The organism is Anaerococcus hydrogenalis, from assembly GCF_002871895.1.
GTDB lineage: Bacteria > Bacillota > Clostridia > Tissierellales > Peptoniphilaceae > Anaerococcus > Anaerococcus hydrogenalis.
Genome location: NZ_PNHP01000003.1, coordinates 70250 through 85647, shown reverse-complemented (window position 1 = coordinate 85647; position 15398 = coordinate 70250). Strand labels below are relative to the sequence as shown.

Genomic DNA, 15398 nt, shown 5'->3' with positions numbered 1-15398 from the left:
AATAGATTTGACTTGAAATTATTTTTAAATTTTATTCACTTTGCAAAGCCTCAACCGGGTCTTTTTTAGATGCTATTGATGATGGAATAATTCCTGCAATTAAGGTTAGTAAAACTGAAATTATTACAAGAATTACACCAGCTTTTATAGGAAGTGATGACCTAATATAGGAAATATTTGTCATATTTTGTATGATTTTACTTATTGGAATATTTAAAAGGATTGTGACAATAACTCCAAGAAGTCCTGACAACAGTCCTTCCATAAAAGTTTCTGACAAGAAAACTTTTCTTATATCTTTTTTGCTAGCTCCAATTGACCTTAAAATTCCTATTTCTTTTGTCCTTTCTAAAACGGAAATATAGGTTATTATTCCAATCATTATTGATGAAACTATTAGAGAAATCCCTACAAAGGCAATTAGTACATAAGAAATTGCATTTATTATTGTTCTTATTGATGAAGTCAAAAGTCCTACAAAATCTGTGTAGTGGATTTGGTCTTTTTCTTTTTTATTTTTGTTAAAATCATCAATTATGTTTTTTACCTTGTCCCTGTTTTCAAAATTTTCCACATAAATTTTTATTTCAGATGGGGCATTTTTGGAAACATAACCAAAATTTTCTAGGTTATTTTGGTAAGAATTTGATTGGAGTTTTTCATCGTATAATTTATCCAAGACCTTATCTTCTGGATCTTTTAGGAAAAGTCCAATTATATCCATATTTTGTCCTTGTTTTTGTCCGACTTGTGGATTCATTGATGCTTTTTTGATATTTTCTTTTAATTTATCAGAATTTGCAAGCAAAAATGATTGGGCTTCTAATTTTTGGTCAGCTTCTAAATTTTTAAGATATGACTTACTTGCCTTTCTTTTTTCTTCTTGGTCTTTTGCTTTAAAGGCAATATTATTTAAAATATTTATGTCTTTATTTTTTTCTTGGTCTTTTACAATTTGAGACTCTCCTGCTCTTTTTATCATCTGATCAGTAAATTTTGATGTAAAACCAAGAGGGGCAGTATTTGTTTGATTTGTTTCGCTATCTTTTTTTGCCCTGGCAATTCCTACTATTTTTATTTTGTAGGCATTTTCTATAGCTTTTTTCTTTTCATTTTCATCATCTTTTATATTTTTGTACTTATTATTTTCTTTTTTATAAAAATCAGCAGGTATTAAGGCCTTAAATTCATGGCCTATTAAGTCCTTTGTTTTTATTTTTTGATGGTCAAGTTTAATTTTTTCTCCATCTTTCATTTTATTTAAGATATTTTTGTAGTCTTTTTTTGGTAAAATTCCAAGTTCATACAAGCTTTCCCTATCAACAGAATTATTTTTGTCTGTAAATAAAACCAATTCATTGGCATTTTCTGGCCATTTTCCATCAATCAAATCATATTCTTCTTTTACAATATTTGAAATTGATCCATCCTTGTTAGAAATTATTTGCCTAAAATTTTTGTGTTCACTTGATCCTATATTAAAAATTGAAGGATTATTTGATGAAAACATATTGTCATCGTCATCTTTAAAATCTGACCCATCAGTATTTATAAGATTTCCATCCTTATCTTTTCCATATATTTGCAAATTTAAGTTATAAATATAGTTTGTTGAATGTTTTCCAATTGTTTTACTTAAATTTTTCTTATCCAGATAGGACTTAAATGGAGATAGGTTATTTTCCGAAATTGACGATGTAAGGGTTGATTTTCTTTTTAAAATATCATTATTTGCTAAAATATTTTTATCATCTTTATTGTGAATTTCATCTCCTGCAGGATCTCTCATGAAATTTTCCCCAAGATTTAGGCTTTCTTCCTTAATTTCTATGGGATAAGATTTTAAGGTTTTTCTTTGACTTTCCTTTATAAAATCATCAACCCCATTTGAAAGAGATAGGATTAAGGCTATTCCAATAATTCCTATTGATCCTGCAAAGGCTGTGAGGATAGTCCTTGCTTTTTTTGTCAAAAGGTTGTTAAAAGAAAGTTTTAGGGCAGTTGGAAGAGAAAGAGATAATTTTTTTGTCTTAAATTCATCCCTTGTTTTTTCTTCTTCATAGGGGTTAGTATCTGATAAAATTTTACCGTCTTTAAGTCTTACAATCCTTGTTGAATATTTTTCTGCCAATTCTGGATTGTGGGTTACCATAATTACAAGCCTGTCCTTGGCAACTTCTTTTAACAAATTCATAATTTCTTTGGAAGTTTCTGTATCAAGGGCTCCTGTTGGCTCATCGGCAAGGATAATTTCTGGATTATTTACAAGGGCACGGGCAATGGCAACTCTTTGCATTTGCCCACCTGATAATTGGGCAGGTTTTTTATAAATATGATCAGATAAGCCTACTTTTTCCAGGGCTTTTTTTGCCAAATCCTCCCTTAGATTTTTTTTCTCACCAGAAAGAGTCAAAGCAAGTTCTACATTTTTTAAGATATTTTGATGGCCAATTAGGTTATAAGATTGAAAAACGAAGCCGACCGACCTGTTTCTATAATAATCCCAATCCCTATCCTTAAATTTTTTGGTAGATCTCCCATCTATAATTAAATCTCCTGATGTATAATTCATAAGGCCGCCGATTATATTTAAAAGGCTAGTTTTTCCACCACCAGATGGGCCTAAAATTGAAACAAATTCATTTTTTCTAAATGAAATATTTATATCATCAAGAGCTTTTTGTTCACTTTCTCCTGTTTTATAAATTTTACTAATATTTTTAAGCTCTAACATATTAATCCTTTCTTTAATTGTAACGTTGTTTATTATACTCTTCTTTTGTGTTTTGATTATTTAGATTTAAAAAATATAATATAAATATAAGGAGAATTATGGAAGATATTTTTTATAGGACTTACCCAAAAAAATTTAATAAAGATAGATCAAATTTGGGATTTTTGGATATTTATGACCTTGATGCAAGGTTTATGATAGGAAAAATTTTGGGAATCGATTATATAATAATTGAAGATATTTTTATAAATTTTTTTCAGATAAATAAATTATTTGGTCAAAGATCTGATTTTGAAAATCAAATTTTAAAGGCCCATGATTTGGGTTTAAAAGTTATTTTGAGAATGGATTTAGAAAAAATTTCCAATGAAAATCAATTAGTAAACATAATAAATTTTTGGAAAGAAAGAGAAGTTGATGGTTTTTTATTTGATAATAGTCAAAATTTTGAAAATATTTTCGAAAAATTTGATATGAAATTTATTGTAAATTCCAAAGAAAATAAGGATGAATTTATCCCTAGCCTAGACTTATCAGATACTTACAAAAATATTGACTTTAAGTCTTATATTTTGGAAGAAAATAAAAAAGATGTGGGATTTTCTTTAAATAAAGACCTGGGCTTTATTTCTGAAAATATTTTGGACTTTAAACATTTTCACACAAATTGTGCAAAACTTTTGGCTATCATAACTATATTAAGGAAAAATGATATTTTTATAAAAGAAGGGGAGGAAACTCTCTTTAATATTAAAGGACTTGCTTTTAGTGAAAGAAAGGAAATATTTGATTTTTACAAAAAATTAATAGTCTTAAGCTATGATTATTTTGACATAATAAATAGTGGATATTTTTCCTTAAATTTCAAAGATAAAGATGTTTTATCCTATCTTTTTTATAGGAAAGACAAGGCCTTTATTGTAATAAATAACCTTTCTCAAAAAAATATTTTATTAAAATTGCCAGGATTTTTGGATGTGAAAAAGGCTAAGTTTGTAGTTGGAAATATTTCTAAAAGAGAAATTTTTGAAAATATAAACTTAAGATCTTACGAATCTTTTGCCTTTATCTGTCCAATAGTTGGAATATAAATTAAAAAAAGGAGACAATCATGGAAGAAAAAATGAAAAAATTTGTACCACAAGTACACTCTAAACTAAGAAAATCTTTTATAACAGTGCCAGAGGAAATTTACAGGGCAAGTGGGATAAAAATTTATGAAAAAAGAATAAAATCTCTTTTATTTACAACCGACCTTGCCATAATTAGAAATACAAATGCAGATTCAATAATGGCAGTTTATCCCTACACCCCACAAAATACAATTGCCCAATCAATAATTTCTACAGCATCAGTTCCTTGTTTTATTGGTGTTGGTGGAGGAACAACTCAAGGAGCAAGGTCAAAATACATAGCCTTTGATGCAGAACTTGAAGGAGCTTATGGAGTCGTTGTAAATTCCCCAATTCCAAATAAGGACATAAAGGCAATTTCAGAATTTGTAGACATTCCAGTAATTGCAACTGTAACTGGATTTAAGGATGATGTAGTTGGAAAAATAGAAGCAGGAGCTGAAATTTTAAATGTATCAGGAGGACCACAAACTCCAGAGCTTGTAAGTGAAATTAGAAAATTAATTGGAGATGAATTTCCAATAATTGCAACAGGCGGCAAAAAGCCAGAATCAATTTTAAAAACAATAAAGGCAGGAGCAAATGCCATATCCTATACAGCACCTTCATCTGCAGAAGTTTTTGCAGAAATGATGGATAAGTATAGGAAGTAGAATTAATATTTTAAAACAATTTACTTAGCTTGTAAACAAACCCTCAAGCACGAATATCTAACTCCAAAAATTGTTGATTTCTAAATTTGAAAATCCTAAAATCGCAAACTCGCTTACGCTCATACAGTGCGATTTTGAACGGATTTTTAAATTTGAAATCAAATTAATTTTTTACGTATGATATTCTTTGCATGAGGATTTGAATACTTAATTAATAATAGTATAAGTATTTTTCATTTTATTACTTTAATTAGTATAGAGAATTAAAAAAATCAAGAGATCTCTCGACTGGGCTCGAGATGGGTTATTATTGTATTTATTTTTAGGCTAAAGTTTAAGTGGAAATAATATTTATTTGATTAAATTAAATTGTAAGGCTTTTAAAAATTAACTAAGACACAAAAAACCCATCTCGACCTTGTGGAGAGATCTCTTGACGGCTATTAGCTTTATAAGAAAAATAGCTTAATTTATTAAAGATAATTTTTAATTTTAAACAAGGAGAAAAAATGTATAAGGGATACATTACCGACATCGAAGGAATAAAAATTGGTCATGCTCAAAATTTTGATGCAGGAACAGGTCTTACAGTTTTAATTCCTCCACAAGGAAATACTGCAAGTGTTGACGTAAGAGGGGGAGGACCTGGGACTCGTGAAACTGATTTATTAAATCCTGTAAATACTGTAAGCGAAGTTTCAGCTCTTGTTTTATCTGGAGGTTCTTCTTATGGTCTTGCAGGTTCAATTGGAGTTGTTGAAGAACTAGAAAAAGATGGGATTGGTTTTAAGGTTCCAAGCGGAATTGTTCCCATAGTTCCCCAAGCAATTTTATACGATTTGGATTATAAATCTTATAAAATTAGACCAGACAAAAAAATGGGAAAGGATGCTTATAAAAATGCAAGTTTTGATGAAAATCGCCAAGGAATAATTGGAGCAGGAACTGGAGCTACAGTTGGAAAGGCCTTGGGAAAAGAATTTTCTATGAAATCAGGACTAGGATCTGCAACAATTTGTGTAGGAGATTTAAAAGTTTCAGCTATAGTTTCAGTAAATGCAATGGGAGATATTTTTGATGATGAAAAGAATAAGCAAATTGCAGGAATTTTAAAAAATAATAAATTCATTCCAACCCTTGAAGTTTTAGAAAAAATTTCTGAAAAAAATTCTTTGAACACAACAATTGGAATTGTTGCAACAAATGGAAAATTTTCTAAAACTGAACTTAGAAAAATCGCCTCAATGACTCACAACGGTTATGCCAGAGCGATTAGACCCGTTCATACAATGATGGATGGAGATACAATTTTCTCTCTTGCAACTAATAAAGTAAGTGCAGATTTAAATCTTGTAGGAAGCCTTGGAGCAAAAGTAATGGCTCGTGCGATTGCAAATGCAATTTATTTTTCAAAAATAGAAAATTCTTCTGAATTTATTTAAGAAAATTGTTGACTTTTAAAATAGATTATAGTAACATAGATAAGAATTCTCTACTCCGACAATAGATCGGGGTCAAAGACCAAAGGGAGGTGAATAAGATGAATAACTACGAAGCAGTATTGATTTACAAACCAGAAGTTTCAGATGAAGAAAGAAATAAATCTTTAGAAATCTTCAAAGGCATTATAGCTGATAATGGAGAAGTAGAATCTGTAGATGACTGGGGAAAAAGAAAACTTGCATACGAAATCAATTATATCAAAGAAGGATATTATTATATCGTTGATTTTAAAGCTAGTGGTGACCACATCAAAGAATTTGAAAGAAGATTAAGAATATCTGATTTAATTCTAAGATTCATGGTAATCAGAAAAGAGGACTAAATGAATAAAGTTTTTCTTATAGGAAGACTTACAAAAGATCCTGACTTGAGATATACTCAACAAGGTCAAGCAGTTGTTAGTTTTTCCTTAGCAGTTGATAGAGGTTTAAGTAAACAAAAAAGACAAGAAATGGAATCAATGAATCGTCCAACAGCTGATTTTCCACGAATTACAGTATGGGGAGTACAAGCTGAAAATGTATCAAGATATCTTAAAAAAGGAAATCAATGTGCGATAGATGGTAGAATCCAAACAGGATCTTACCAAGATAAAGATGGAAAAATGGTCTATACAACAGATGTTGTAGCAGACAGGGTTGAATTTTTAGAATCAAGATCAGAAGGTCAATATCAAAATAACAACAATCCAATGAACCAAGATAATGGTTTTGGAGATATGAACCAAGATAGATCTTACAATAATTCAAATAATTTCCAACAAAATAACAATCAAAACATGAATAATAATAACGATGACTTTTTTGACGATGACTTTACAGAAATTGAAGACGACGGAAGAATTCCTTTCTAGATTTTAGGAGGATAAAATGCGTAGAAATTTCAGACCAAGAAAAAAAGTCGATCCATTTGTCAAAGACCCTTCAAAAGTAATAGATTATAAGGATATTGATACTCTAAAAAGATTTATTTCTGATAGAGGAAAGATCCTACCAAGAAGAGTTACAGGACTAAATGCGAAACATCAAAGAGAAATTACAAGAGCAATCAAAAGAGCTAGACAAGTAGCTTTATTGCCATACGAAGATAATTAAAGATAAATAGAATATATAAACTTTCAATAAGCAAGCAAAAGATACCGAGAGGTGTCTTTTTTTATATAAAAGTAAAATAAAATTATGGAGATAAATAAAAAAAGATATAGGGATCTGGATTCTTATTTTAAAAGAAAATTTAATAAAAAAATAATAAAAATTCCTTTAGATGGTGGTTTTACTTGTCCCAATAGGGACGGGAAAATCTCAAAATTAGGCTGTATTTATTGTTCAGAAAATGGGGCTGGAGATTTTACAAAATATGATGATTTGGATAAGCAAATTGATTTTCAAATAAATAGATTAAAAAAAGAAAATAGAAAAGAAGGCTATATGGCATATTTTCAAAATTTCACCTCAACCTATGGGAATATCCAAAAGATGAAAAAATTATTTTATGGGGCAATAAATAATCCTAATATTATGGGGCTTTCTATTGCAACACGTGCAGATTGCCTTTCAGATGAGGTTATAGACTTACTGGATGATTTAAATAAAAAAACTTTTCTTGTTGTAGAACTAGGCCTTCAATCTGTAAATGAAAAATCTATAGAATTTATAAATAGGGGTTACACTCACAAGGAATTTGATCAGGGTCTTTTGAAATTAAAAGAAAAAAATATAAAAACTTTGGCCCATATTATCATTGGTCTTCCTAATGAAGATATTGATGATTTTTTAAATGACATCTCTTATATAAACCAAAGAAAGTTTTGGGGGATTAAAGTTCACAATCTTTATATTGAAAAAAATTCTGGAATTTATGATTATTATTTGAAAAATCAAAATGACTTTACTATGACTTTGGATCAGTATGTAGATTATGTTATACTTATTTTGGAGAATTTAGATCCAAATATAATAATCCAAAGACTAACAGGTGATGGACGTCGTGATAAAATTATTTGGCCAATTTGGTCAAAAAACAAGGCAAGGGTCTTATCGACTATTGATAAAAAATTAAAAGATGAAGATAAAAAGCAGGGGGATTTATGGAAAGAGAAATAGGAAATTTTTATATTGAAGGCTATAATTTTGATACAAAAACTTATGATAATAAGGAAAATACACTTTTGTTGGTCATAGACCTTCAAGAAAAATTGATGCCAGCAATTTTTGAGTCTGAAAAAATTGTAAAAAAATCAGCAGCACTTTTAAAAGTTTTTGATATGTATGGAATGAAAAAAATTGCAACAGAACAATATCCAAAAGGCCTTGGCCAAAGCCTAGGAGATATTAAAGAGTATCTTGATGATGATCATATTTTTTCAAAAACAAGCTTTGATGCAATAACAGATGAAGTTTCTTCTTATTTAAAAGAAAATAAGATAACAAATGTAGTAATTACAGGAGCAGAAAGTCATATTTGTGTATTTCAAACAGTAAGAAGATTATTGTTTGGAGGATATAAGGTTTTTGTTGTTGAAGATGCAATTTCAAGTTTTAATAAAGAACAAAAAGATTTGGGCTTAAAAGCAATTTCTGATATGGGAGCAAGCCTTGTAAATACAGAAATGTTAATGTTTGACTTGGCAAGCGATGCAAAGGATGAAAATTTTAAAGAAATTTCTAAAATGGTAAAAGATTTAAGAAAATAATTACTGCCTTTTTATAAGGCTCAGACTGTTGATAAAGTATACAAATCCTCATGCTAAGAATATCATACGAAAAAAATTGATTTGATTTCAAATTTGAAAATTCGTCAAAAATCGCACTGTTCGAGCTTTAGCGAGTTTGCGATTTTAGAATTTTAAATTTAGAAATCAACAATTTTTGGAGTTAGATATTCGTGCTTGAGGGTTTGTCTACGCTCTGAGCCTTTCTATAAGGCTTTTTTTGTGCTTATTTTTATAGTTTTTTATAATATATAAATTTTGAATAATCCTTGATAATTTTATAGTTTTAATTTACTATATAGTGATACGAGTTTAAGAAAAGTTTTATAAATTTGATATATAAATTATAAATTATTTTACAAAAAAATTTTCATTTAATTTAATGAGTAAAACCAACTTATTTACTTGTATTTACTTTTTATTAGAATAAAATATATATAGTAGAATTTTATAAAAATTCTATGATGATTTTAAATATAAAATAAATTTTTAAGATATATAGGAAAGGATAGAATATGAATTTACATATGGGTCTTGATGTCGGCTCTACGACTGTAAAGATTGTTATTACTGATGATAAGTTTAACACTCTTTATTCTGTCTACAGAAGGCATAAATCAGATGTAAAACAAACAGTTACAGACGTTTTAAATGAATCTTATGATAGGTTCAAAGATGATTTTTTGACAGTTAATGTCACAGGCTCAGGTGGAATGTTTGTTGAAAAATATTTGGGAATTAATTTTGTTCAAGAAGTTATTGCAGAAACTAGGGCAATAAAAGAATTTATTCCCAATACTGATGTTGTGATTGAACTTGGTGGTGAGGATTCAAAAATAACTTATCTTAAAGGTTCTGTTGAACAAAGAATGAACTCTATTTGCGCTGGTGGTACTGGCGCTTTTATTGACCAAATGGCAGCCCTTCTTGATACTGATGCTAAAGGTTTAAATGAGCTTAGCAAAAATTATAAAAAAATTTATCCTATAGCAAGTCGTTGTGGAGTTTTTGCAAAAACTGATATCCAAGCTTTAATGAACCAAGGAGCTAGCAGGGAAGATATAGCTATTTCTGTTTTCCAATCAGTTGTAAATCAAACAATTTCAAACCTTGCCTGCGGTAGGCCTATTAAGGGAAATGTAACTTTTTTAGGTGGACCTCTTCATTTTCTGAAAGCTCTTAGGGATAGGTTTATAGAAACTTTAGGAGAAGAAGAAAATAATTTTTATATTCCAGACGATGCCCAAACTTATGTGGCAAAGGGTGCTGCAATTTTATCAAAGGATGAAAAGCCAATTTCATATAAATCTCTTATAAAATCTTTGAGAGAAGATAAAAAAGTTGATATGGAAATGACCAAAAAAATGGATAGGCTTTTTGATAATGAAAAAGATTATGAAAAATTTAAGAAAAATCATAAGACAGATCTTGTAAAATATAAAGATATAGAAGATTATGATGGAGAAATTTTTCTAGGAATAGATGCAGGCTCTACTACTTCAAAAATTGTCCTAATTAGTGAAAATAATGAAATACTTCACCAAGATTATAGGATGAATCTTGGAAAACCACTCGAAGTTGTAATTTCTATGCTAAAGGATGCCTATAAAAAAATTTCACCAAAAGCAAAAATTGTCTCATCAGGAATTTGTGGTTATGGGGAAGAGTTTATTAGAAAGGCTCTTCATATTGATAATGGAGAAGTTGAAACTATCGCCCATTATTCTGCAGCTAAATTTTTTGATCCAGAGGTAGACTTTATTTTGGATATTGGTGGCCAAGATATGAAGGCTATGCATATTCGTGATGGAATTATCGATTCTATCCAATTAAATGAATCATGTTCATCAGGCTGTGGGTCATTTTTGTCTACCTTTGCAGCAAGTGTTGGACTTTCTGTAGAAGAATTTCAAAAAAAGGCTCTTTTTGCAAAAGAACCTGCAGATTTGGGTTCAAGATGCACAGTTTTTATGAATTCAAAGGTAAAACAAGCTCAAAAAGAAGGGGCTGATGTTTCTGATATAGCAGCAGGTCTTTGTTATTCAGTAATAAAAAATGCCATACAAAAAGTTATAAAAGTGCGTGATCCAAAATCTCTTGGAAAAAATATAGTTGTTCAAGGTGGAACTTTTTATGGGGATGCAATTTTAAGAGCCTTTGAAAAATTATCATCAAGAAGTGTAACCAGACCTGAAATTTCTGGACTTATGGGGGCTATGGGCATGGCCTTAATTTCTAAAGAAAAATCAACAGGCCATTCCAAAATTTTATCAGAAGCTGAGATAGATAATTTCACCTACACTCAAAAATCTGCAAGGTGTGGAAGATGTACCAATAATTGTTCCCTACAAATAAATATTTTCCCAGACGGATCAAGATTTATTACAGGAAACAGGTGCGAAAGAGGAGCTGGAGTAAAACAAGAAGAAACTTTGGCAGATCTAAATATGTACAAATTTAAAAATAATTTATTATTTGATAGGAAGACTTTGGGAGATAAAAATATTCTCGGAAGAGTTGGACTTCCTAGAGTTTTAAATATGTACGAAGATTATCCTTTCTGGCATGAATTTTTCACATCTCTTGGCTTTGATGTAGTTTTATCAGATAAATCAAATAGGGAAATTTATGAAAAAGGAATTGCGACAATTTCATCAGAAACTGCCTGCTATCCTGCAAAAATCACTCACGGTCATATAGAAAATTTACTAGAAAAAGATATAGATATTTTATTTTATCCAGCAATTTTTTATGAATACAAGCAATTTGATAGGGCACAAAACCACATGAACTGTCCGGTTGTTTCAGGCTATCCTAATGTAATAGAAAATAATGTTGATGGCTTAAAAAATGTAAAATATATGGCCCCATATCTTTCATTTGAATCAGAAAAAATAATTTCTGATAGGCTGGTAGAAATTTTTGAAGGATATGAGCATGATGGATTTGTTATAAAGAAAAATCAAATTATAAATGCAGTAAAAAATGCCTGGGTAAAACAGGCAGACTATCATGAAGATATTAGAAAAAAGGGAAGAGAAATTCTTGAATATGTTCATGTAAACAATGAAAAGGCCATAGTTCTTTCAGGCCGTCCTTACCATATTGATCCTGAAATAAATCACGGTATTCCAGAATTAATCGAATCTATGAGAATCCCAGTTTTATCTGAAGATGCTATAGCTTATTCTACAGAAGATTTGGTAAATGAAACCAGGGTTTTGGACCAATGGTCCTATCATGCAAGACTTTATAGGGCAGCAGAATTTGTAGGAAAAGATCCATGCCTTCAATTGGTTCAACTAAATTCATTTGGTTGTGGGCTTGATGCAGTTACAACTGACCAAGTCCAAGATATATTAGAAGCAAATGGAAAAATTTATACTCTATTAAAAATAGATGAAGTTTCAAACCTTGGAGCTGTAAAAATTAGGATTAGGTCATTAATTCAAGCCCTAAGCCAACAAAATGAAGAAGATATTCACTTAAGAAAAAGAGAAGATAAGATATCTTATGAAAATCATGAATTTACCAAAGAAATGAAAGATGCAGGCTACACAATTCTTGCCCCACAAATGGCAAGAGAGCATTTTCAAATTTTGGAAAAACTTTTTAATGGCAGTGGATACAATATTGAATTTTTAAATAAGGTTGATGAAAAAGTTATTGATAATGGTTTAAAATATGTAAACAATGATTCATGTTACCCATCAATTACAGTTGTTGGCCAGCTTATGGAGGCTGTAAATTCTGGAAGATATGATCCAAATAAATTAGCCCTTTTAATGACTCAAACAGGTGGAGCTTGCCGTGCATCAAATTATGTTGGCTATATAAGAAAGGCCTTAAAAGATGCAGGTTATCCACAAATTCCTGTAATTGCCTTATCAGCCCAAGGAATAGAATCACATTCAGGTTTTGACCTTAAAAAAGTTTCAAATATTCCACTTTTAATAAATGCTCTTAGGTCTTTACTTTTGGGAGATTTAATAAATAGAGTTTCAAATGCAACAAGACCTTACGAAAAAGAAAAAGGATCTGTAAATAAATTAAAAGATAAATGGATTAAAATTTGTAGGGACAATATTGTAAAAATGAGTTCAAAAACCTACAGAAAAATTATTAATGATATTGTAGAAGAATTTGATAATGTTGAAATTTTAGATATCAAAAAGCCAAAAGCAGGAATTGTTGGAGAAATTCTTGTAAAATATTTACAAGAAGCAAACAACCACCTCCAAGATACCCTGGAAGAAGAAGGGGCAGAAGTTATTGTTCCAGATTTAATGGACTTTTTTATGTATTGCTTAAAAAATACAGAAATTAAAAAAGATTTATATGGAAAAAGCCCTTGGACAGCATTTTTTGGAAAAACTGCCATAAATACAATTGAAATTTACAGAAAGCCAATAAGAAAGGCCTTAAAAAATTCAAAAAGATTTTCAGAACCTGTTTATATAAATGATGTAGTAGATTTTGCAAAAGAAGTTACAAGTATAGGAAATCAAGCAGGTGAAGGCTGGCTTTTGGCAGGAGAAATGGTAGAATTAATCCACCAAGATGCTCCAAATATTGTTTGCATCCAACCATTTGGTTGTCTTCCAAACCACATTACTGGAAAAGGGGTAATGAAAAAAATCAGAGAAATTTACCCACAAGCAAATATTGTAGCTATCGACTATGACCCAGGTGCGAGCGAAGTTAACCAAATTAATAGGGTCAAATTAATGATGAGTCAAGCTAGGGAAAATTTAAAAGAAAATGTAAAATTATAAAAAAATTTGACAAAAATTCAAAATATTTATATAATTCATTTAAGTTTAAAAAATATATAAACTTAACAAAAAGAAGAGTAGCAAGAAAAACTGATTACAGAGAGCTTCGATTTGGTGAAAGAAGTAGATGGATTTTTTGTGAACATGGTCTTTTTTTAGGAAAAGTCGATATTTAGATTTTTCCGGGTGCTCCCGTTATAGGGCTAGGCTATAAAATATTTTTAAATATAGTAGCTGATGAGTTTATATGCGTGAGTATATAATAAATTAAGGTGGTAACACGAGTCTTCGTCCTTTTTGGATGAGGGCTCTTTTTTATTATGGAAAATTATAAGGAGAGAAAAATGACTAAAAAATTTACTAAATTTGACACACTTTGCGCCCAAGCTGGATGGGATCCAAAAAATGGAGAAAGTAGGATTCCACCAATAAGCCAATCAACAACTTTTAAATACGATAGTCCAGATACTGTTGCAAATTTATTTGATTTGAAAGAAGAAGGATATTTTTATACAAGAATTGCAAATCCTACTGTAGATGCCCTTGAGAAAAAAATTGCAGCCTTAGATGGGGGCCTTGCAGCTGTGGCAACATCGAGTGGGCAAGCTGCAAATCTTTTGGCGGTTTTAAATATTGCAAAAAGTGGGGACAATATTGTTGCAGTAAATAATATTTATGGGGGAACATTTAATTTACTTGGAAATATAATAAAAAATTTTGGTATAGAAACAAGATTTGTAGATTCGAATGACCTAGACCAATTAAAAAAGGCAATTGATAAGAAGACAAAACTTGTTTTTGGGGAGACTTTGTCAAACCCTAGAGCAGATGTAATTGATATTTCATCTTATGCAGATATTGCCCACAAAAATAATATTCCACTAATTCTCGACAATACTCTTGCAACTCCTGCCCTTGTAAGGCCGATAGATTTTGGTTGTGATATAGTTACTTATTCATCATCAAAATATTTGGACGGTCATGCAGCAGCTATGGGAGGAATTATTGTAGATTCTGGAAATTTTGATTGGGATAAGGGAGATTATCCTTACCTTACAGAGCCTGATGAGTCTTATCATGGTTTAGTTTATACTAAACAATTTGGAAAGGCAGCCTATGCTGCAAGACTTAGGACAGTAGGACTTAGGGATATTGGATCAATAATTTCACCTTTTAATGCTTATCTTACATTTTTAGGACTTGATACTCTTTCACTAAGATTGAAAAAAACTAGTGAAAACGCCCTTGAAGTTGCAAAATTTTTAGAAAAATCTGATAAGGTAGAAGCTGTAAATTATGCTTACTTACCATCAAGTAAAAACTATGAACTTTCTAAAAAATATTTAAAAGCTGGTGGAGGTCTTATATCTTTTGAAATAAAGGGAGGACGTGAAAAAGCTAAGAAATTTATAGAAAAATTAGAACTTTTAACCTTATGTGTCCATGTAGCAGACTTAAGATCATACGCCCTTCACCCAGCAAGCTCAACCCACAGGCAATTATCTGATGAGCAATTAAAAGAAGTAGGAATTGGGTCAAATTTGATAAGATTATCAATTGGAATAGAAGATGTAGATGATATTTTGGCAGATATAAAAAATGCCTTAGAAGATTAAATTGAAAAAATATTTGACAAATATTCTAATTGTTATATAATTCTACTAAAGTAAATAAATGCATCGAAAAGAAGAGTAGTTTTGTGAAAGCTTAAAGCGAATCCTGTAGAGTGTAAGAGGATAAGTGGAAATAAAATGAAGAGAAACTTGGAGCATGTGGAAGTAAAAAGTCCATACGGGAACTCCCGTTACAGAGTAAGAGTATAATTTGTACTTATTAAGTTCTATTTTGTGAAAAATAGAAAAATTTGGGTGGTATCGCGATCTTCGTCCC

General features: G+C 30.2%; 11 protein-coding genes. 10 read left to right on the top strand and 1 reads right to left on the bottom strand.

The window, feature by feature from the left end:
* Positions 1 to 31: 31 nt before the first annotated feature.
* Positions 32 to 2734: an ABC transporter ATP-binding protein/permease gene (locus CJ192_RS05110; protein WP_102198004.1), complete on the bottom strand. Its 2703-nt coding sequence runs from the start codon at positions 2732 to 2734 to the stop codon at positions 32 to 34.
* Between the two features lie 98 nt (positions 2735 to 2832).
* Between CJ192_RS05110 and CJ192_RS05105 the strand changes: the two genes are divergently transcribed.
* The 10 genes from CJ192_RS05105 (at position 2833) to CJ192_RS05060 (ending at position 15124) form a co-directional block, all read left to right on the top strand.
* Positions 2833 to 3825: an alpha-amylase family protein gene (locus CJ192_RS05105; protein WP_102198003.1), complete on the top strand. Its 993-nt coding sequence runs from the start codon at positions 2833 to 2835 to the stop codon at positions 3823 to 3825.
* A gap of 20 nt (positions 3826 to 3845) precedes the next feature.
* Positions 3846 to 4520 (top strand): hypothetical protein, encoded by a 675-nt coding sequence (locus CJ192_RS05100; protein ID WP_004817878.1) that lies wholly within the window; start codon positions 3846 to 3848, stop codon positions 4518 to 4520.
* A 509-nt stretch (positions 4521 to 5029) separates the two neighbouring features.
* Positions 5030 to 5962: a P1 family peptidase gene (locus CJ192_RS05095; protein WP_102198002.1), complete on the top strand. Its 933-nt coding sequence runs from the start codon at positions 5030 to 5032 to the stop codon at positions 5960 to 5962.
* A 98-nt stretch (positions 5963 to 6060) separates the two neighbouring features.
* Complete coding sequence (gene rpsF, locus CJ192_RS05090) at positions 6061 to 6345, top strand: 30S ribosomal protein S6 (RefSeq protein WP_004815573.1); 285 nt, start codon at positions 6061 to 6063, stop codon at positions 6343 to 6345.
* Complete coding sequence (locus tag CJ192_RS05085; protein ID WP_004815575.1) at positions 6346 to 6876, top strand: single-stranded DNA-binding protein; 531 nt, start codon at positions 6346 to 6348, stop codon at positions 6874 to 6876. It begins immediately after the preceding gene.
* 16 nt (positions 6877 to 6892) lie between these two features.
* Entirely contained in the window at positions 6893 to 7117 is a 225-nt protein-coding gene (gene rpsR, locus CJ192_RS05080) for a 30S ribosomal protein S18 (protein WP_004815577.1), read from the top strand.
* A gap of 84 nt (positions 7118 to 7201) precedes the next feature.
* On the top strand, positions 7202 to 8125 hold the full coding sequence (mnmL, locus tag CJ192_RS05075) for a tRNA modification radical SAM protein MnmL/YtqA (RefSeq protein WP_102198001.1): 924 nt from the start codon (positions 7202 to 7204) through the stop codon (positions 8123 to 8125).
* Positions 8110 to 8715, top strand: a complete 606-nt coding sequence (locus CJ192_RS05070) for an isochorismatase family protein (RefSeq protein WP_102198000.1) — start codon at positions 8110 to 8112, stop codon at positions 8713 to 8715. The genes mnmL and CJ192_RS05070 overlap by 16 nt, the downstream gene beginning before the upstream one ends.
* Positions 8716 to 9248: 533 nt before the next feature.
* Entirely contained in the window at positions 9249 to 13508 is a 4260-nt protein-coding gene (locus CJ192_RS05065) for a 2-hydroxyacyl-CoA dehydratase (RefSeq protein ID WP_102197999.1), read from the top strand.
* 344 nt (positions 13509 to 13852) lie between these two features.
* Positions 13853 to 15124, top strand: coding sequence for an O-acetylhomoserine aminocarboxypropyltransferase/cysteine synthase family protein (locus CJ192_RS05060; protein WP_102197998.1), 1272 nt, complete (start codon positions 13853 to 13855; stop codon positions 15122 to 15124).
* Positions 15125 to 15398: the final 274 nt, after the last annotated feature.